Origin of the sequence: Stenotrophomonas sp. GD04024, from assembly GCF_029837545.1 — a bacterium.
GTDB classification, from domain to species: domain Bacteria; phylum Pseudomonadota; class Gammaproteobacteria; order Xanthomonadales; family Xanthomonadaceae; genus Stenotrophomonas; species Stenotrophomonas forensis.
In genome coordinates, this window is sequence record NZ_JAOEDV010000048.1 from 1 (window position 1) to 17,909 (window position 17,909).

The 17,909-nt window shown below is 63.9% G+C and carries 18 protein-coding genes and 1 pseudogene; 10 read left to right on the top strand and 9 right to left on the bottom strand.

Annotated features, from left to right (window positions below; all coding sequences use genetic code 11):
* Positions 1-901 (top strand): annotated as a pseudogene (locus N7590_RS14845) (phage tail protein); the annotation flags it as partial.
* A gap of 1 nt (position 902) precedes the next feature.
* Positions 903-1,262 (top strand): hypothetical protein, encoded by a 360-nt coding sequence (locus N7590_RS14850; protein ID WP_279935689.1) that lies wholly within the window; start codon positions 903-905, stop codon positions 1,260-1,262.
* A 65-nt stretch (positions 1,263-1,327) separates the two neighbouring features.
* Here the strand turns inward: N7590_RS14850 and N7590_RS14855 are convergent, their stop codons facing one another.
* Positions 1,328-1,993 (bottom strand): SOS response-associated peptidase, encoded by a 666-nt coding sequence (locus N7590_RS14855; RefSeq protein ID WP_279935690.1) that lies wholly within the window; start codon positions 1,991-1,993, stop codon positions 1,328-1,330.
* Positions 1,994-2,314: 321 nt separating this feature from the next.
* On the opposite strand from N7590_RS14855, the gene N7590_RS14860 reads away from it, so the two are divergent.
* The 3 genes from N7590_RS14860 to N7590_RS14870 all read left to right on the top strand — a co-directional run bounded on the left by N7590_RS14860 (position 2,315) and on the right by N7590_RS14870 (position 4,287).
* Complete coding sequence (locus N7590_RS14860; RefSeq protein ID WP_279935691.1) at positions 2,315-3,091, top strand: TIGR04255 family protein; 777 nt, start codon at positions 2,315-2,317, stop codon at positions 3,089-3,091.
* Positions 3,091-3,615: a hypothetical protein gene (locus N7590_RS14865; protein WP_279935692.1), complete on the top strand. Its 525-nt coding sequence runs from the start codon at positions 3,091-3,093 to the stop codon at positions 3,613-3,615. The genes N7590_RS14860 and N7590_RS14865 overlap by 1 nt, the downstream gene beginning before the upstream one ends.
* Positions 3,616-4,017: 402 nt before the next feature.
* Complete coding sequence (locus N7590_RS14870; RefSeq protein WP_279935693.1) at positions 4,018-4,287, top strand: hypothetical protein; 270 nt, start codon at positions 4,018-4,020, stop codon at positions 4,285-4,287.
* 33 nt (positions 4,288-4,320) lie between these two features.
* Here the strand turns inward: N7590_RS14870 and N7590_RS14875 are convergent, their stop codons facing one another.
* From N7590_RS14875 to N7590_RS14885, 3 genes are all read right to left on the bottom strand, one after another.
* On the bottom strand, positions 4,321-5,571 hold the full coding sequence (locus N7590_RS14875) for a Y-family DNA polymerase (protein ID WP_279935694.1): 1,251 nt from the start codon (positions 5,569-5,571) through the stop codon (positions 4,321-4,323).
* Entirely contained in the window at positions 5,555-6,037 is a 483-nt protein-coding gene (gene umuD / locus N7590_RS14880) for a translesion error-prone DNA polymerase V autoproteolytic subunit (RefSeq protein WP_100442846.1), read from the bottom strand. Before umuD ends, N7590_RS14875 begins: the two co-directional genes overlap by 17 nt.
* A gap of 383 nt (positions 6,038-6,420) precedes the next feature.
* Positions 6,421-7,767, bottom strand: coding sequence for a hypothetical protein (locus N7590_RS14885; RefSeq protein ID WP_279935696.1), 1,347 nt, complete (start codon positions 7,765-7,767; stop codon positions 6,421-6,423).
* Between the two features lie 364 nt (positions 7,768-8,131).
* Between N7590_RS14885 and N7590_RS14890 the strand changes: the two genes are divergently transcribed.
* On the top strand, positions 8,132-8,698 hold the full coding sequence (locus tag N7590_RS14890; protein WP_239544506.1) for an AAA family ATPase: 567 nt from the start codon (positions 8,132-8,134) through the stop codon (positions 8,696-8,698).
* A gap of 133 nt (positions 8,699-8,831) precedes the next feature.
* Here the strand turns inward: N7590_RS14890 and N7590_RS14895 are convergent, their stop codons facing one another.
* Positions 8,832-9,305 carry a fasciclin domain-containing protein gene (locus N7590_RS14895; RefSeq protein ID WP_230078938.1) on the bottom strand — a complete coding sequence of 158 codons (474 nt, stop codon included), beginning with the start codon at positions 9,303-9,305 and terminating at the stop codon, positions 8,832-8,834.
* A gap of 265 nt (positions 9,306-9,570) precedes the next feature.
* The gene (locus N7590_RS14900) at positions 9,571-9,822 is read right to left on the bottom strand and encodes a hypothetical protein (protein ID WP_006472189.1); all 252 of its coding nucleotides are present in this window, start codon (positions 9,820-9,822) and stop codon (positions 9,571-9,573) included.
* 768 nt (positions 9,823-10,590) lie between these two features.
* Between N7590_RS14900 and N7590_RS14905 the strand changes: the two genes are divergently transcribed.
* Complete coding sequence (locus N7590_RS14905; RefSeq protein ID WP_164242594.1) at positions 10,591-11,280, top strand: hypothetical protein; 690 nt, start codon at positions 10,591-10,593, stop codon at positions 11,278-11,280.
* Positions 11,281-11,302: 22 nt separating this feature from the next.
* Here N7590_RS14905 and N7590_RS14910 read toward each other — a convergent pair whose 3' ends face one another.
* Positions 11,303-11,695, bottom strand: a complete 393-nt coding sequence (locus tag N7590_RS14910) for a DoxX family protein (protein ID WP_006472187.1) — start codon at positions 11,693-11,695, stop codon at positions 11,303-11,305.
* A gap of 120 nt (positions 11,696-11,815) precedes the next feature.
* On the opposite strand from N7590_RS14910, the gene N7590_RS14915 reads away from it, so the two are divergent.
* Together N7590_RS14915 and N7590_RS14920 are read left to right on the top strand one after the other, a co-directional pair.
* Positions 11,816-12,235 (top strand): H-NS histone family protein, encoded by a 420-nt coding sequence (locus N7590_RS14915; protein WP_164242593.1) that lies wholly within the window; start codon positions 11,816-11,818, stop codon positions 12,233-12,235.
* A gap of 49 nt (positions 12,236-12,284) precedes the next feature.
* Positions 12,285-12,692 (top strand): hypothetical protein, encoded by a 408-nt coding sequence (locus N7590_RS14920; RefSeq protein WP_164242592.1) that lies wholly within the window; start codon positions 12,285-12,287, stop codon positions 12,690-12,692.
* Positions 12,693-12,715: 23 nt separating this feature from the next.
* Here N7590_RS14920 and N7590_RS14925 read toward each other — a convergent pair whose 3' ends face one another.
* A complete protein-coding gene (locus N7590_RS14925) occupies positions 12,716-13,357 on the bottom strand; it encodes a glutathione S-transferase family protein (RefSeq protein WP_164242591.1) in 642 nt (213 codons plus the stop codon).
* Positions 13,358-13,830: 473 nt separating this feature from the next.
* Here N7590_RS14925 and N7590_RS14930 point away from each other — a divergent pair, with 473 nt between their 5' ends.
* Complete coding sequence (locus tag N7590_RS14930) at positions 13,831-14,283, top strand: PA2169 family four-helix-bundle protein (protein WP_008267995.1); 453 nt, start codon at positions 13,831-13,833, stop codon at positions 14,281-14,283.
* A 151-nt stretch (positions 14,284-14,434) separates the two neighbouring features.
* Here N7590_RS14930 and N7590_RS14935 read toward each other — a convergent pair whose 3' ends face one another.
* Positions 14,435-17,794, bottom strand: coding sequence for an autotransporter domain-containing protein (locus tag N7590_RS14935; RefSeq protein ID WP_279935698.1), 3,360 nt, complete (start codon positions 17,792-17,794; stop codon positions 14,435-14,437).
* Positions 17,795-17,909: the final 115 nt, after the last annotated feature.

A 17,909-nucleotide genomic window follows, 5' to 3' on the forward strand; every position in this document is an offset into this window, starting at 1 on the left:
GCTTGGTCGTACTCCCACCTTGTGGAGCGACGACACGGCGATAGATCTGACGGCATCGGCCACGCAGGCGCTGTCAGTGCGCGCGACGCAGTTGGAGAACGGGCAGAGCCAGCTGCAGGCGTCCTACACCTGGGCGCTGGACGTCAATGGCCGGGCCATCGGCATGACGTCGGTCAACAACGGCACCATCGGTCAGATCAACTTCGTTGCTGATCGATTCGGCATCGTTGATCCGAACAACACCGGTAGCACGACGTTCGAGGGCGGCCGCTGGATCACGCGGTCAGGGGCCTACATGATGGTACACGGCAAGCCGTTCGGGGTGTCCAACGACCTGATGATGTGGATCGGTGTGGGTTCCAACCCGAGCAATGCCAGCAAGGCGAACGGCCTGTTCTGGGTCGACAACCAGGGCAATGGCTACTTCGGTGGCAGCCTGTCGGCCGGCGTGCTCAAGAACGCCGTGCAGACCACCTCGACCAGCGGCAACGCCGAGATCATCAACGGACCGTTCTCGACCCTGGGGCGCGCCAAGAACGTCGTGGTCAGCTATGACATGACCAAGACAGACACGGCGCACACGGGCCGGTGGACCGGGGTTTCCGGGCCTGTGAACGCAACCATCGCGATCTACCGGAAGGTCGGAAACGGCGGCGAGCAGTTCATCACCAACTTCAACGTCACGGGCAACTATGAGGTGCTGAACGAGCAGGGTGGCCCGTCGCAGCTGACGTCGCGCATGGCGGGCTCGCACACCTTCACCGACAACACCCCGGGCACCGAGCAGTTCACCTACCGCGCCATCATTGTCACCCGCAACGTGGCCACCGGCACGGCGAGCGGCGGCGCGGTCGGTGTGGTGATCAATCAGACGCTGGGCATCATTTCCGTGGAGCAATGAGATGTCACCGATTCTTTCCGAGAGCAACAACAACCGGGTCGAGATGTTGGCGACCCGGATCGATGTGCAATGGGACTTCCGGGACAATGACGGTCCGGTGCTGTTCTTCTTCGATCGCGTGGACTGGAACCCGGGCACTGGTCAGGTCAACACCCGGAGCTATGACCGCACGGTGCGCGCTCCGATCCGCGACCTGTTGGCGGGCGAGTACACCTTCGCCCACCCGCTTACCGGCGAACAGATCACCGAGCCTGGCTGGAAGCTGATGGCGCTGATCAAGGCTGCGACGGATCGTGTGTGGGAAGCGGAGAACCCGCCGGCACCGGAGATCGTCGCGCCACCGGCGGGCGGTGGGGATTGAGGCACTGCCGGGTGGGGGGGCATTGAGATCAGACTAGCGGGCGCTGGGCCCGGTCTAGGATGCGCTCACGCGACTGCCTGCAGCAGATCTTCGTGGTTGTTCCGCGGAGTGTTGACCGAGCGGCTGACGCGGTAGGCCTCCATGGCCGGCGGCTCGCTGGCCAGCAGCATTGCCATGGCGTCGTCCGGGCTGGCGCCCATCCAATCATCGATCTGGCCGGCGGTCAGCCAGACTGGCATGCGGTCGTGGATGTCGGCCGAGACGCCGCTGCTGTCGCCGGTGATGATGGTGAAGGTGCCCAGGTTGCCGTCGGGCAGCAGGGGGCTGGTGTCCTCCCACAGGCCAGCGGCCAGCAGCGGCTGGGCCGCGTGGATGAACCACGGGTCCTTCTTCCCGTCCTCGGGGCTGACCGACCACTCGTAGTAGCCGGCCATCGGGATCACGCACCGGCGCTTCTTGAACGCTGAGCGGAATGCCGGCTTCGTGGCCACCGTCTCGATGCGGGCGTTGATGGTCGAGCCCTGCAGGCCCTTGGCCTTGGCCCAGAACGGCAGCAGGCCCCACGCCAGGCGGGTGACCTGGCGGCCTTCGCCGCGGTCCAGGATCACTGAGGCGCGCTGTGTCGGCGCCAGGTTATAGCTCGGCTGGATCTCGGCCATGCCGGGTGCAAGGTCAGCCAGCCCCGGCTGGCCGAAGTCGATCACGGGGAGCTGGACGAATCGGCCGCACATGGCCGGAGGGTAGACCGGTCTGCCGTGCCCGGGGCGTGTAGGGACAGCCGGACCCGACAGAGCGAGGTTGCCCGATGGTGCCGGCCAGCCAAGGCTGGCATCCTGACCTTGCCGGATCCGTGGCCGCAGGGAGCTCAACCCGGGGGGCGCTTGAGCAGCGTCGCGCCGGCCACATTTGCAGATGCCCGTCCCCCGCCACCATGAGACATTCAGCTCATTAGGATGTTGCCGAGGACCGGATGGCGTGATCAGAGAATCTGGGGCTTTCTCACTAGGTGAGACTCGTGGCAGAATTGGTAGGCCTTCGCCCGGTGCATTCAGATGACCCGTCACTTCGCTGCCGATGAGCTCGTGCAGTTTCAGTCCAGCAACCTGAATATATTCAGGAAGAGCCTCGTTACGAGCGTTGTTTGCGAATTCCGGTTTCCAACTCTTATTGAGCTGGGCGATGCGAAGCCACCGGCTCGCTTTGTGAAGTCTTTGCGAAAGAAGTACCCCCATATCGAGACTGCCACAGATGTGAGCTTTGGTTTCGGCGGATCTTCAGAGAGTTCTCATTCCCATATATTTCGGGCCCTCCGAGGCGGCTGGTCTGTGTCTCTAAAGCACAGCTCGCTCACCATTGAGACAAGCACGTACACAGGATATGAGGAGTTGCTTGAGCGGGCTCTAGAAGCCGTTCAGGCTGCCGAGCCAATCATTGATTCGGACTTTTGGACAAGAATTGGTCTGCGTTATGTTAACAATCTGCCTGGTCGCTATGATCCCCTTCGCAACGGATGGATCAATCCAGCTCTGACTGCTCAGTTTGGTGATGGAATATTCCGAGGCGTTAACGAGTTTGCGACGCGGTTGTTGTTAAATTCTGAGGATGGTGGGTGTCTCTTGCAGACAAGCCTGAAACGTAATCCCAAAAATGGCGACGTTTTCGTTCCGCCGGATTTCATTGTGGATGTAGACTCGTTCAGGAACGAAGTTGCACTTAGTGACTCGAAGAGTGCGCTCGATGCGATGCATGCCCAAGCCTTCAACTGCTTTGATTGGTCGTTGGGTGATTCTGCGCGCGAACATCTTGCTGGTAATAACGGGGAACGGTGATGGATTACTACGCTCCAGCAGTGGATGTGGCAGACCCTTTGTCGAGGCTGCCTCAGCCTTCGGCATGGATTTCCAAAGGGCGTGAGGAGCAAGCCGAGGTAGCTACTAGGTTCGCCGGTCTGATTGCAGATAGCACGTTCTCTAGCGGGCGTACTAAGGTAGTTGCCGTGAGTGGGACCGGCCCTACGTCACCCTTTAGCCAGAAGTCTTGGTCTATAGAGGACGATGCAACGACTTTCATCGGTGAGACGACCCCGGCGGCACCTCAGTATCATGGTGCAGCTGAGCTGCGCGAAGCGATCGAGAGTACGGCATCGCGAAGGATCAAAGTCCTGGCCGTTCAGTACGCTTCCGCACATCCGTCCCAAGAAATTTTGGCGAGAATGGAAATTCTCGATGCTCGAATGAACAAGTATTCGCCTAGAGTTACACGGGAAAGAGAGGAGCATTTGAATCGTTCAATGGTCGAATTGGCTCATGTGTCCGACGACCTTGACGAGATTGACCGCCTGTTGATGGGGTGATTAATGGGTGTTTTTCAGTACCCGAAGGGACTTCACCGTCGACGGCTTCAGCCTTTCCCATATAAGAATTACAAGTCCTTTAAGCGCGTCCTTCAGCACGAATTTGTTCGTGTCTGTGTCTATTGCCGAACGCCTGACTCTGTTTCGCCTGGCGAATATTACTCGTTCGCTGTTGACCATTACCGGCCCAAAGTAGTACCTAAGTTCAAAGATCTAGAGACGAACTACGGCAACATCTATTACTGCTGCGGCCCTTGCAATTCCCGTAAGAACGATTATTGGCCAGCTGATGAGCGCTTGGGGCCATTCGTGGTCAATCCTTGCGAACATGACATGGCTGCGCATCTACGTTTGAATGCAGCGACATTCGAATACGAATCGCGGACCCCTGACGGCGCACACATGATTCGATTGCTGCAGTTGAATGAGCCCGACATCGTCGGGTACAGACGGCGTGTAGTTGAAACCATCGAATTGGCCAACCTTCGTCGCATTGAATTGAACAAGAAGCTGGCAGAGGCAAAGAAAAAATTCAGCAAGGGCTTGCTCACAGCCGCTGAGCTGGCCAATGTTGAAGCGATATTTGCCAGGAGCATGAGTACGGTGCTCGATATCATTCAATGCAATGACGGCACTAAGGTTCCCCGGCCGTTGCCTAGAACTGTGAAGTAGATAGTACCTGTCGAGCACGATGGCTCTGGCGCATCAGCAGCGCGCCGGCGGGATCTCGTGCACAGAAGTCGTGTAGTTCGGTGACAGCATGTGCTGCCGCATGCCCCATGCCGGCCGTGCCTGCCAACCTGATGCGCCAAGGCCGGCCGTGCCGCGCCCGAACTTCTGGTTAATTCGATCCATAGCGGCCATCAGCTTTTCATCGCCGACCACTGTCGGCCCAAACAGATCTGCCTGCAGCTCATCCGGCCGGGCTAGGTCGAGCAGTGCCACACCAGCTTTCTTGTATCCGATTCCGTCGCGGAGTAGGCCGCGCAGAAGCTTGCGCACGACGCCCAGCACTACCGTGGTATCCGAAGTCGACGCAGGCAGGCCCACCGTCCTGCTAGCGTTATGCTGCCGAAGCTCTGGCCGGAACACGTCGGATTGAGCAAACACCCAGACGCCGGCGGTGACGAGGCCCCGAGCACGTAGCTTCTCGCATGCGCGCACGGCGAAGGTCGCCAGTGCATGGGCAACTGCTTCGTGGTCCTCCACTCGGTCTGCGAACGATCGGCTGACCATGATCTGTTGGCGATCCGGCTCCACTTCCTCCAGCTCCAGGCAGGGATGTCCCTGCAGCTCGCGCTGGGTGCGTGCTAACGTGACCCCGAAGGTGGCTAGGATGTCGTCCGCCGGCGCGTCGCGTAGTGCTGCGGCGGTGCTGATGCCCATGGATTCCAACCGCGGCGCCAGCCGGCGGCCGACACCCCATAGATCCGCAACGGAGAATGTCCGCAGCACGGTGTCCCGGTATGCTGCATTGCCAAGGTCGATCACACCGTCGGCGCCCTTGGCCACTTTGTTGGCCAACTTGGCCAGGGTCTTCGTAGGGCCAATGCCGATGCAATTCGGTATGCCGGTCCAGCGGTGCACACGTTGGCGCAGATCCCGGGCGAACCGCTCGCGATCCCGGATTCCATCCAGGTCGATGAAGCTCTCATCGATGCTGTAGACCTCCACCCGCGGCGCGGCCTCCCGTAGAACGCTCACGACCCGGGCGCTCATGTCTCCATAGAGCCCGAAGTTGGCCGAGCGCATCTGCAGGCCATGTCGGCGCACAAGGTGCTTCAGTTCGTGAGCAGGCTGGCCCATCTTGATGCCCAGCGCTTTGGCCTCGGCCGAGCGCGCGATGGCGCAGCCGTCGTTGTTGCTCAGCACCACCAGCGGAACGCCGCGAAGGCCCGGCTGAAACACCCGCTCGCAGCTGGCGTAGAAGTTGTTGCCGTCAACGAGCCCGAACACGGCCGCTCCGGCGTTTGATCTGGCGGACGACTCCCACGACGGCGAACACTTCCACCTCGGTGGATTGTTCCAGCACGATGGGTGGGAAGTCCGGATTGGCCGAGTGCAGCTCCATGTGGCTTTCAAAGAGCTGCAGCACCTTGCAGGTGGGCTGGTTCCCGTCCCAGATGGCAATGACCAGATCGCCCGCTTGGGGCGTTACCGAGCGGTCGACCACCAAGATGTCCCCGTCGCTGACGCCGGCGCCGCTCATGGACCAGCCATCGGCGCGGTACAAGAACGTGGCGGCGGGGTTGCGCACCAGCAGGCGATGCAGGTCGATCGCATCGTCCATGAAGTCGTCGGCCGGCGAAGGGAAGCCAAGCCGCGCACGCGCTGCGGCAAGGGGCACGAACTGCGCCGGGCCATCGATCATGGCCGGGCCGATGGGGCGGGCCAGCGTGTGAGAGTAGGGGAGGGACTGCATGGGCGTACTCTGGGAGCGGCATGTCTCACGGGTCGAGACGGGCGCATATTAGTAAAATTACTAACTCCTGACCCTGATAGTCGCCCTCGAATTGCTGAACGTGTTCCAGGTGGAGGCCCAGGCGCCGCTCCAGTCGCGACCTGCGCGACGCTCAGCGGGCATCCTGCAGCAATGGCGAATTGGCAAAAGGATCCGGCCTCACTGGAGGCCAAGGCTGCGGCCAAGCTGCAGCAGGCGTCAGACCTCGAACGAGATTCTTCTGGAAGTTGGCGTTGCCGCGCGCGCCGCCGGCAGAGCGCGCAACGTCTGCGCGCTACGGCGAGCAGTCATCAACGCGCCGCAGGCCGCCTGGTAGGCCTGGATCTGCCCGAGGACCTGCCGTTCTAGCGGCTCAGGCCCTTGCGCATCGGCACCACTGTCGCACCGGTGCCGGTAAGCAGTTCGTAGAGGGCCTCCACCGCAGCGCGCTTCTCCGCGTCGTACTCGAAGAAGTTGTAATGCCGCTTCTGGACGCCGCTCAGGCCGTGGGATTGCAGGTGGCCACGGACTTCTTCCGACAGGCCCAGCGCAGCGAGCCGGGTCTCCACCGTGCGTCGTAGGTCGCCTGGCGTGAATGGCGACGTCAGCTCGCCGGCGGCCACCATGTTGGCCACCACCGGATCCATGATTCCCCGGAACTCGTCATAGGTGGCCGGCGCCTTTCCGGCGGTGAGCGAGAACAGGTGAGGCCTGGGGCCGTCGCCGCCGCCGTCACTGTCATCATCGCCGCGCATGACGGCGAGATCCGCAGCCATCAGCGGGAGCAGTGGCACCAGGTGCACACGGGGCACGCGGCGACGCCCCTTGATGTCGAGCAAGCGGACGGATCCGGTGCCGCTGTCCGTGTCGTGATCGTGATCCGACCACTTCAGCCGCATCAACTGCGCAATGCGCTGCCCGCCGGTCAGCAGATGGAAGCGCAGGAGAGCGCCCTGCCGCCCGGGCAGCGCCTCAATCCGGCGCCAGTAGGCACGAAGCTCGGCCACCGAGAGAACCCGATCGCGGGGCTGCCCGCTGTCTAGCGTGGCGAGGTCGCGCGCAGGGTTCCTGGATACGTTGAGCACGCGCAGTGCGTCCGGGGCGGACGCGTCCTGCTTCGCCGCGATCGCCGCCGCATACGCCGCACGCAAATACGACCGGATCTTGCCGCCCTCGCGCAGCTTCTTGGCGCGCACCAGGCGCGACAGGATCGGGAGCAGGTCATCCAGCTCGAGTTCTGATGCCGGGCGCGCCCAGAGGGATGGCCACGGATCTTCGATGTGGCGTTTGATGGAAGCGCGCGTTGCGGCGGCAGATACCTTGCCGGCATCTTCCAGGCTCTGGACATAGGCCATCATCAGAGCGCCCAGCGTTGCACCTGATCGGCGCGTCGATTCGGCCAGAGCGTCGGCCTTCGCGCGTTCCGCTGCAGCAGCCTCGGTCTCCATCGCCTCGCGCAGATCCCGGTCGCCGGACTGGTACCGGCGGGACAACGCCGCCGCTGCCTCGCGTGCCGCGGTCAGGGCTAGGCCCGTGCCGAGCAGTAGGCGGTCGCGCTGCCCGTTGGCCTTCGTGTACCGGTAGTAGAACCGCAGCTGGCCGCCAGCAAGCTTGCGCACGTCCAGGCAGCCTGTGCCGCGCGGAGCAGGATCAGAGGCCCATTCGCCGACCGGCAAAGCGGCCAGTCCCTTCGCTGTAAGCATTCCCTTCATTGCGCCCATTGGTGACCGCTCGGTGACCGTTTGTCCGTGGAAAGAGGTGGACGATGATGGGCGCAGGTGGTCGCACAACCTGAGAAAATCAACCACTTAGCTTAAAGTCGGAACGCCTGTGGAAGCGCGTGGAAGCCCTATAGAGGCCTCATAATCCCTTGGTTCCAGGTTCGAATCCTGGTGGGCCACAAGAATGGCACTTGGGTTCCACCCAAGTGCTTTTTTTGTGCCCCGGGCAGAATTCACGTGGGGCAGGGGCGCGTGATTGCCAGCAGTGCAGGTGAGCCTGATCGTCTGTGTCACGGGTGTCCATGGCCGTACCTCATACCCCCACTATCACCCCCGAAACAACGATTGGTCTCCGATGACCGGTCTGTCTCTGAATGCCATGAAGGATGGCTCAACCACGATGGCAACGATTCACCTGGTCGAAGGACCCGTAGGTGCGGGCAAATCCACGTTTGTTGCCGAGTTGCGAAGTCTGCACACGGCTGCAGGATTCATCCTGGACGCTTGGTTCGTGCGGCTGTACAGCCCGGACCGTCCCGCCGCCAACCTGATGGAATGGTATGCGGCAAGGAAGGCGCGCTGCCTGGATCAGATATGGGTCACAGCCAGCGAAGTGCTCGATACGGGGCGCGACGTTGTGCTTGAGCTGGGTCTGGTGGAGAGAGCCAGCCGCGAGAATTTCTACGCGAAGGTCAGGGAGGCAGGCTACGATCTGGCCGTGTATCTGCTGGATGCCCCACGTGAGGTTCGTCGCGATCGCGTCCGCCAGCGCAATCGGGAGAAGGGCGCAACGTTTTCCATGGACGTGCCGGATGCCTTCTTTGAGTTGGCGAGCGATCATTGGGAGCCGATGGACCAAACCGAATGCGAGCTCTACGACGTTCAGGTAATCACCTGGAATCCCGGGTCTGCTTCTGACTGACAAGGGCGATCCAGGCTGCTGGATGCATGAGGTAGCGCGTCATCTGCTTCGCAGCGGTGATTCTGGTTCAAGAGAAGCGACGGCGGCAGCCGCTGTGCGACTGCCGCGCTTAGGGTCGACTCGCCGGTCGTCGTTACTTCGGCATCAACACGCTGTCGATCACGTGGATCACGCCATTGGACTGGCCGACATCGGCAATGCTGATTCCCGCCTTGCCACCCTTGGCATCGATGACCCACAGCTTGCCGTCATGCAACGCGACGGTGAGCGACTCACCTTCAACGGTCTTCAACATGGCCTTGCCGCCGTGCTTCCTGGCATCGGCCATCAGTTGCGCGGAACTGTAATTGCCCGGTACCACGTGGTAGGTCAGGATCTTCGTCAACTGCGCCTTGTTTTCAGGCTTTACCAGCGTATCGACCGTGCCTGCGGGCAACTTGCCGAAGGCTGCATTGGTGGGTGCGAAAACGGTGAAGGGGCCAGCACCATTGAGGGTATCGACCAGCCCGGCTGCCTTGACCGCGGCGACCAGGGTGGTGTGGTCCTTGGAGTTGATGGCGTTCTGGACAATGGTCTTGCTGGGATACATCTCCGCTCCGCCCACCATCACGGTGTTGGCGGCGAAGCTCAGTGAAGTGGCTGAAACGAGTACGGCGAAGCTTACGGTGGCGGCTATCCGCTGAAGAGCTTTCACGGCGCGTTCCTCTATGGGAGGCCCGCAAGGCGCGGGCATCCTACATACGCGGGGGCGCGGTGCTTGGATGCAGGCAGATGCATCTGGGTGCTTCTTCGCCCGAGGTGGCGATGCGTTGTAAAAGCCGGGTGAACGCCTGCGCCTGCCGGCGCGCTACGCAGTCCGAGCCGCGTGCCACTCAGCGGCGCGGATGACGGATGTCGGATGGGCTGCTTGAAAGGCGCGCGTTGCTGATGGCCTGGCGGACGCCACAGTTGCGGCAGGCCAGCACGGTTCCCCCGGCGACATGTTCCATCTCATCTTCGCCCCACACGCTCGTAGCGCCGCAGGCCGTGCACGTCGCTACGATCTGCAGTGCCCGCGCCAGAGTGCCGTGCTCTCCGGCTTTGTACGTCAGGTTGGTGATCTGAAACAGTCCGGTATGACTCATGGGAAGGCCGGCAGATATCGGTTGACTGAAGGCTAGCGCCGAACAGGTATCGGCAGCGTCGGTGCGATGTTGATGGAAGGTCCAAGCGCTGGCTATTCGCCGTTGCGTCGATTGAGCTCTTCGAGCCGTGCCCGGCTGACGGACTGGTGATTGCCGCAGGTCGGGCAACTGAGGGCCGCTGCCCCATCAAGATCGACCAAACCATGATTGGGAATCGCCCTGAACTGCCACGAGCACTTGATGCAGGCGCAATCGATTCGAGTGACCTGCAGGAGTGTGCCGTCCGCGCGCGTCACTCCCTCGACGCTGGTTACGTAGAACTGTCCGATGTCACGCATGGAGATGAACGGAGACCCTGACTCTGTGGGCGCTCATCATGCTGCTTTGCGGCCGGTATGGAACGCAGGCTGCTTGATGGAAATCTGAAGAATTAAGAATGCATGCACCGATGGGGGCTTGCTTCCAATAATGGAGTGTGGGCGAAGTCCCCGTGCTGACCCAGATCCGATCACGACGATGCCCTTTCGGGGCGTCAGCAGAGATGGGTGTGGACACCATCAACCGTTCGGTTGCACTGAGTGGGGAAGGCTCGTGCGTGTAGCAGTCGTCTTGCGTATTGCGCTCACTGATGAGCGCGGGGCCAGCATGCCGCATGCGGGCTTCACGAATCGGTGAATGGTGCGTCGCTGGATCGTGAGGCAGGCCGGAGCATCCTCCGGAAGAGTGGCATGATGCGGCTTCCGCCGATCCGTCCGACCAGGAGCCCGCATGAAGCGCAGTGCCTGCACGTTCGTCGTCCTGACCACCCTCGCCGCTATGCCTGTCGCGGCTGAAGAGCCTTCCGATTCACCCAGGCGCCCTTCGATTGAAACCCTGCAGCGCATGATCGTCGACAAGGCACCGCAGACACGCGTGGAAACGCCGGACCACGAACGCATCACCGCGCGGCGGATCGATATCGTCGACGACACGGGCGTGATCCGCATGACGTTGTCCGGCAGGACACCGGCGCCGATCATCGACGGCCTGCAGTACAAACGCGCGTTCAACGTGGCCGGGATGGTGCTATACGACGACAAGGGCAGCGAGCGCGGTGGCTTCGGCACCGCCGATGTCGACGGTGGGATGGCGGTGCTGGCGCTGGATCATCCGGCGATGGACGCGATCGGGTGGCGGGTATCACCGGACGGCGCGGTGAGCTTTTCGATCAACCAGGCACCGAAGCTGATCCGTGAACCTGCATTGGGCAACAAGCTGATTCCCGGCGTGCAGGCGCCCACGCGCATCGGCCTGGTGGTTGGCGCTGATGGCACGCCGGCCATTGCCCTGAACGACAGGTCAGACCGCACGCGCCTGCGCCTGACGGTCACCGCCGAAGGCTATGGTGCAATCGAGTTCCTCGACGCGCAGGGCAAGGTGATCCACACGCTGGCGCCCGAGGCGGAGCTCCGCCGCTAGCGCGCAGGCGTCGGATCAGCGCCTACCCGCGCCGCCCGCGCCCATCAATGCTGTAACGCCCGGCCCCGGTGCAGGCCAGCAGCAGGAATCCACCGGCCAGCCCCAGGTTCTTCAGGAACATGATCTGCTGGGTCGGGTCGGCGACGTTGTGGTGGAAGATGAAAGCGGTGACCAGGCTGAAACCCACCAGCACGACCGACACCAGGCGGGTCTGGAAACCGAGCAGGATGCAGAGCCCGCTGCCGATCTCGAAGGCGATGGTCGGCCACAGCAGGATGCCCGGCACGCCCATCGCTTCCATGTAGCCCTGGGTGGCACCGGGGTCGCCGAGCTTGCCGATGCCGGAGACCAGGAACAGCGCCATCAGCAGGAGGCGTGCAAGCAGGTAGGCGAGCGAATGCGATGAGGTGCTCACGTCGATGTCCTCGGAGATGGCGTGCGAAGGCGATCGGAGCCCAGCGGCGGTGAAGCCTGTGTGTATGCCCGGCCATCAGGATGCCTTGACAGCCGCCGCGGCGCGGTAGACCTTTCTCGCATGACGATTGATATTGAATCGCTCAGCCTTCGCGAGCTGGGCGCCCTGGTGGTTGCCGCTGAACAGCGGAAACAGCTGATTTCCAACCGCCGCCCGGCCAGTGCGGTACGCCGCCTGCTGAGGGCCGCAGCGGCCGAAGCGGGCTACACCCTCGAGGAGCTGTTCGGCGCAGACGCCATCGAAGAGGCCGCCCCGCGCCGGAAGCCGGCACGGCGCAGGACCGGCAAAGTGGCGGCCAAGTACCGCGACCCGGAGTACAAGCGGCTCACCTGGTCCGGCCGTGGGCGCATGCCGCGCTGGCTGGCCGCCAAGGTCCAGAAGGGCCACAAGGTGACCGACTTCCTCATTCCGGGCCTGGCCAGGCCGACGGCGCGCAAGAGCAGCCCGATCGGCAAGCGCACGGTCTTCAAGAAGGATTGACCCGGTGGCGCTGTTACCCTGCCCGGGTCTTTGAACGAAGGAGCAGGCAATGGCATACAGCGGCAGCATGACGATCACGCCGAAGTGGCTGTACCTTGCCGCAGGCCTGTCGGTGCTGGTCAGCCTGCTGGCCTGGTCGGTGGAATGGAGCGGCCTGGCCTACGTCTGCCCCTACTGCCGCGTGCAGCGCACGGTGATCGGCGTGCTCGGGCTGTTGATGCTGTTCGCGCGGCCAGGCGGCCTCATCGTGCCCTGGCTTGCGTACACCTCAGGCGGCTTCGCGTTCGTGGTGGCCGCCATGCAGCACTTCAACGGCTGGAAGCGCATCTCTGCCGGAGAGTTCAGCTTCAACGCGCAGTGGTACATCGATCCGTGGCTGTTGTCCGGGTGCGCGATGCTGATCCTGGTGGCGCAGCTGATGCTGGTACAGGCCGCTTGCCGGCCCAGGCCGCGCTGAGTGTTTCCACGCCGGGCGCGGATCTACCCGTTCTGGAACACCGCCCGCTGCGCGGCGAACGCGCGCTGGTGGGCGGGTCGCTGCGTTGCCCGGTCCACGTAGCCGCTCACCTGCGGGAATTCATCGAGCAGACCGCTGCTCTTCAGCCGCAGCAGCACCGCCACCATCATCAGGTCGCCCGCGCTGAATCCGCCGTCCAGCCAGGCGGAATCACCCAGCGCTGCGGACAACTGCGCCAGCCGCGTCCGCACCCGCTCATCAAGCATCGGTAGCCGCTGCGCATACCAGGGCTGCTCGCGCTCCAGTACCCAGGCCATCGAGCGCTCAACAATCGGCGGCTCCACCGTGTTCAGCGCGGCGAACATCCACATGATCGCGCGCATGCGCGCATCCGGATCGCGCGGCAACAGGCCCGGGTACTGTTCGGCCAGGTGCAGGACGATGGCGCCGGATTCGAACAGGACCTGTCCGCCGTCCTGCCAGGTCGGAATCTGCCCAAATGGATTCCTTGCGAGGTGGGCGGGCTGCTTCATCTCGGCGAAGGTCAGCAGCTGCACGTCGTAGGCCACGCCCAGTTCTTCCAGCGCCCAGCGCACGCGCATGTCGCGGGCCAGGCCCTGGCCGCGATCGGGGGAGGTGGCGAAGGCAGTGAGGATGGGACACATCGGGAGGCTCCTGCAGGCCGACGGGCCTGGCTTCAAGTGTTCCGACGAACGACAGCGCCTGGAATCGACATACGCTCCAGCGCGTGCACGTCGCATGCACGTGCCCTCTACGCGGGCACTGATTCAGATCCATCACGCTGGCGGGGTCATCCGCAGAAACAGGTGTGCATCCATGAATACCCCAGGAAAACCGAAGCCCAGCTGGCGCCAGCGAAATGTGCTGATGGCAGCGCTCGCTGCGGTGCTCGTCATCGTTCTGGTCATTCTCTTCATCCCTTGGTGAGGCAGGCGCGGACACGTCCGCGTGAACGCAACACCACCGTGGCGTGAAGCGGTCAGTGCGGGTTGGGCGAGGTGATGCATGCATCAATCGATGCTCACCCACGAAGCACATGGGCCTGTCCACAGTGGTCCCGCAGGCAGCACTCACGGCTGCCTCTCTCCCACGGAATCGACTACACAGGAGCAATGACATGAGCACCCAGTCCACCATCGAACATCGCCTCAACGACCTGATCGAGATCGCCCGTGATGGCAAGTCCTTCTATGAAGAAGCCGCGACCAAGGTGAAGGATGCCGAGCTGTCGGCACTGTTCACCCGCATTGCTGGCGTCAAGGGCCGCATCGTCGCTGCACTGAGCGGCTCGGTCGCTGCCAGCGGTGGCAAGCCGGCCGAGCACGGTACGGTCGTCGGCTCGATGCAGCAGTTCTACGGCAAGGTGCGCGCTGCCTTCGGTGATACCAACTACGGCTACGTGGCCGAGCTGGAAGAATCCGAAGATCGCCTGCTCGGCGCGTTCAAGGACGTGCTGAAGGAGAACGATCTGCCGCCGGCCGTGCGCCAGGAAGTGACGCAGCTGCTGCCGGACGTGCAGGAATGCCACAACGTCATGCGGGCGCGCAAGCACGCGATGAAGGCAGCCTGACGCTTGAAGGCGGCCTTCTCCCCGGGGCCGCCGCGGCCGGGGCAGTGTTCTGCCCCGGCCACCTTTGTCCAGGGGAACGCGCATAAAAAAAGGGGCGGCCGCGAGGCCGCCCCAACCCGTCAAGAGAGCACGTGACTAACCGGGCACGTGATTAGAAGCGGATCGACCAGCGTGCATTGGCACCGTGATCGCGGCTTTCGCTGCCGAACTGGCCGCTGTAGCCCAGCTCCAGCTGCTGCCGCGGGGTCAGCCAGGCCGACAGGCCCAGTTCGGCCACGACGGCATTGTCGGCAATCGGTGCACCCTCGACCGCAAACGTGGTGGTGCTGTTGGCGAAGGCGAGGTTGGCCACCTGGCTGCGGTCACCCGAGGCGCGGCGGTAGCCTACGCCACCGCGCAGGTGCAGCCAGCTGTCCTGCTGGAACGATGCCTTCAGGCCCTTGTCGAAGCGCACGCCGGCGGTGGCGACCGTGGTGCCGGTGTCGTCCACCTTGCCGTGCAGTGCCGCCGCACCGCCGCGCTCGTCGATCTGCTTGAGGTCCACTTCCACACGTGCGACCTGCAGGTACGGCTCCAGGCCACCCTCGGCGCTGCCGAAGCGGTAGCCCGCCTCGATGAAGGCCTGGCGGGTGTGTGCGTTGTAGCGCGCGCTCAGGCTGTCACTGAAACCGGCAAAGGCCACATCGCGGTTGCTCTTCACTTCGTTGCGGCTCCATGCGACGCCACCACGCAGGCCGAAACCGCCCCAGTTGTGGCTGGCGTAAGCACCGAAGTGGGTGTTGTCGATCTTCGACCGGGCGCGACGCTCCTGCTGCTTCACGTCGGTGCGGCCAGTGCCGGCCAATACGCCGATCTGCCAGCCGCCGAACTCGCGGTCGACGCCGACCAGCACGCCGTTGCTGTTGGTATCGGTGCGCGCGGTATTGGAATTGCCATCCAGCTTGCCGTTGCCGCCGATGGCCTGCACCCATGCACCGGTGGCGTCGCCCGGCTCCGCACCTGGTGCCGCCGCGCCGGCGCGGCGCGACAACGCGGCATCACGGACGTGGCGGCTGCCTTCGACCAGGGCCAGCGCGGTGGCAGCGTGCAGTTCGCCACCGATGCCATCGAGCACGCCGCCGACCTGCTGCGGGAACAGCTGGGTGAGCGGCTTGGGCAGGCCCTGGTTGATCACCAGCACGTCGGCGGCCGCGGCGACCGCGCGTTGGTTCGGCGTACTGGCCGCGCTGGCCAGCAGCGCACCGCGTGCGACGTCGATGCGGGCGCCGTTGGCACCGTAGGCCAGGCTGAACTGCAGGAACGGCGAGAAGGCGCTGAAGTCGGTCCTGGCGAACTGGCCGCTGACGCCGCCGTCGGCGCGGATGAAGTTGAACTGCTCGCCCAGGTAGTAGGTGCCCGGTTCCGGCAACGCCACCAGGGTGCCGCCGAGGGTCGCGGTGCCGGTCACGTGCAGCTGGTCGCTGCGCCCACCCGGGGCCAGTTCGGCGGCAAACACGCCGCTGGCGCCCTGCACGTAGTTGCCGTTGATGGTGAGCGTGCCGATGGAGTTGCCGGGGGCGATGGTGCCATCGACGCGGGTGCTGCCCAGCGTGCCGACGCCCTTCAGCAGGCCGTTGGCGCCGACCGTGGTGGTGCCACCGGTCTGCGTGCCGTTGAAGGACACCACGCCGCCGTCGACCGTCAGGTTGCTGTTCTTCAGCACGCCGCTGGCGCTGACCGTGCTGACGCCGCCGTGGGTGGTGAGCGCGGTGGAAACCAGGCTGCCGTTGAGCAGGAACTGGCCACCCTGCACGTCGACCGCTGACGTAAGCGTGTTGCTGCCGTTCAATTCCAGCGTGCCCTCGCGCAGTACAGCACCGTTGAAGGTGTTGTCGCCGCTCAGGCGCAGCCAGCCGATGCCGGATTTGGTCAGCTTGCCGGGGCCGCCGATGGCGTTGGTCCAGTCATCCCATGCATCGCCCTCCCACACCTTCAGGCCACCGGCCCTCTGGTTCATCACTACGTTGGTATCCACCCGCAGCGATCCATAGCCTTCGATGGCCTTGCGCAGGTCGACCATGCCCCAGCCGTAGATGGGGTCGATGCCTGCCGCACCCAGATCGCGCGCGGTGGTCAGCAGCACATCGCGCACCTGGGCGTTGTCCAGGTACGGGAAGCGCTCCATCAACAGGCCGAGGGCGCCGGTGATGTGCGGTGCGGCCATCGACGTGCCGGTCTTGGTGCCGTAGGTGTACTCGGTGTTCTCGCTGTCGATGATCAGCCGCACGTACGCCGAGGTGTTCTCGATGCGGCCCTTGATCTCGCCGGACACGATGGTGCTGAGGATGTCGGTGCCGGGGGCGGAGATGCACCAGTTGGCGGCGACACCGCAGATGCTGGAGCTGCCGTCGATCACGTAGTCGGTTTCGCCGGCGGCGGCATTGGGCCGGCGCACGTTGGCCACCGCCAGCCAGTAGGGTTCGATTTCCGGCTTCCAGCGCGGCATCGACGCGGTGATGCCGGCCACCGCACCACTGCCGTTGCCGGCCGACCAGACCTGGATCAGCGTGGAGCCGGGCTTGTCGCCGCTGCCGGCATAGATGCTGCCGTACACGTCGTAGCCATCACCGATCGCCGCATACTGCGCGTCCAGCGCGGCAGCGGTCATGTTGCGGGTGGAGATGCCCCAGCTGTGGTTGATGGCGCGCACGCCCTGCGCCTGGATCTGCGCATACATGTCCAGCGTGGCGGCATCATCCGGATCGGTGCGGTACAGCGCACGCGGGCGATAGAAATTGTCCGGGTCCAGGCGCCACTCGTAATAGGTATCACCGAAGACGCGGGCAGCGGTCAGGTTCGAACCGAAGGCCACGCCGTGCATGCCCTTGCCATCACGGTTGGCACCGATCGTGCCCAGCACGTGGGTGCCATGGTCGGCGTAGCTGAAGCCATAGGGCTGGCCTGCCGCGATCAGTCGTGCGGCCAGCGCGGCGGGAACACCGGGGCCTAGGCCGTAGTAGTTGTAGCCCGGCTGCTCGCCACGGGTCTGGCCGCATGCGCCGGCACCGGCCACCACGCCGGGCGTGGCGCAGTCCGCACCGATGGTGATGCTGGAGGTGTTGCGCCCGGCAAATTCGGGGTGTGCCAGTGCCGAGCCTGAATCGAACAGGGCCAGGCGCACGCCCTGGCCGGTCAGGCCGCGCGCGTAGGCGTAATCGGCGCCCATCGCACCCAGTCCCCAATCGGCGTTGAATTCATCGCTGCGCCAGCTGGCTGCATCGCCGGGTTTGCCGAGCAGGGCGGTGCTTCCCGTTGCAGGCGCGGTGGCGGTGGGCGCCGTGGAAGCCGACGCCACATCGGCGACGGGCCGTGCCCACGCTGCCTGCAGCTGGCGTTGATGCTGCCAGGCATCGAGTGATTCGCTGGCCATGGCCGGCAAGGTGGTGGCCAGCAGCAGCGAGCTGGCAACAGCAAGTGCCAGCGGGCGATGCGGGAGGGAGCGGGACGAACGGCCGTGCAGCGGGTGATTCATCGGACAACTTCCTTGGTTGACGGACAACAACGCCGTTAACGCCAAGGCAGGCCGATGCCCCCCAGTCGTGTGAAGGAAATTTTATGAACTGGTTAAGGATTCGTGACGCGGGTGT

Excerpts from the sequence above, each read along its gene's own strand:
- N7590_RS14850 (WP_279935689.1), top strand. The coding sequence starts at position 903 with ATGTCACCGATTCTTTCCGAGAGCAACAACAACCGGGTCGAGATGTTG.
- N7590_RS14855 (WP_279935690.1), bottom strand. The coding sequence starts at position 1,993 with ATGTGCGGCCGATTCGTCCAGCTCCCCGTGATCGACTTCGGCCAGCCG.
- N7590_RS14860 (WP_279935691.1), top strand. The coding sequence starts at position 2,315 with ATGACCCGTCACTTCGCTGCCGATGAGCTCGTGCAGTTTCAGTCCAGC.
- N7590_RS14865 (WP_279935692.1), top strand. The coding sequence starts at position 3,091 with ATGGATTACTACGCTCCAGCAGTGGATGTGGCAGACCCTTTGTCGAGG.
- N7590_RS14870 (WP_279935693.1), top strand. The coding sequence starts at position 4,018 with ATGATTCGATTGCTGCAGTTGAATGAGCCCGACATCGTCGGGTACAGA.
- umuD (WP_100442846.1), bottom strand. The coding sequence starts at position 6,037 with ATGCAGTCCCTCCCCTACTCTCACACGCTGGCCCGCCCCATCGGCCCG.
- N7590_RS14885 (WP_279935696.1), bottom strand. The coding sequence starts at position 7,767 with ATGAAGGGAATGCTTACAGCGAAGGGACTGGCCGCTTTGCCGGTCGGC.
- N7590_RS14890 (WP_239544506.1), top strand. The coding sequence starts at position 8,132 with ATGACCGGTCTGTCTCTGAATGCCATGAAGGATGGCTCAACCACGATG.
- N7590_RS14895 (WP_230078938.1), bottom strand. The coding sequence starts at position 9,305 with ATGGTGGGCGGAGCGGAGATGTATCCCAGCAAGACCATTGTCCAGAAC.
- N7590_RS14900 (WP_006472189.1), bottom strand. The coding sequence starts at position 9,822 with ATGAGTCATACCGGACTGTTTCAGATCACCAACCTGACGTACAAAGCC.
- N7590_RS14905 (WP_164242594.1), top strand. The coding sequence starts at position 10,591 with ATGAAGCGCAGTGCCTGCACGTTCGTCGTCCTGACCACCCTCGCCGCT.
- N7590_RS14915 (WP_164242593.1), top strand. The coding sequence starts at position 11,816 with ATGACGATTGATATTGAATCGCTCAGCCTTCGCGAGCTGGGCGCCCTG.
- N7590_RS14920 (WP_164242592.1), top strand. The coding sequence starts at position 12,285 with ATGGCATACAGCGGCAGCATGACGATCACGCCGAAGTGGCTGTACCTT.
- N7590_RS14925 (WP_164242591.1), bottom strand. The coding sequence starts at position 13,357 with ATGTGTCCCATCCTCACTGCCTTCGCCACCTCCCCCGATCGCGGCCAG.
- N7590_RS14930 (WP_008267995.1), top strand. The coding sequence starts at position 13,831 with ATGAGCACCCAGTCCACCATCGAACATCGCCTCAACGACCTGATCGAG.
- N7590_RS14935 (WP_279935698.1), bottom strand. The coding sequence starts at position 17,794 with ATGAATCACCCGCTGCACGGCCGTTCGTCCCGCTCCCTCCCGCATCGC.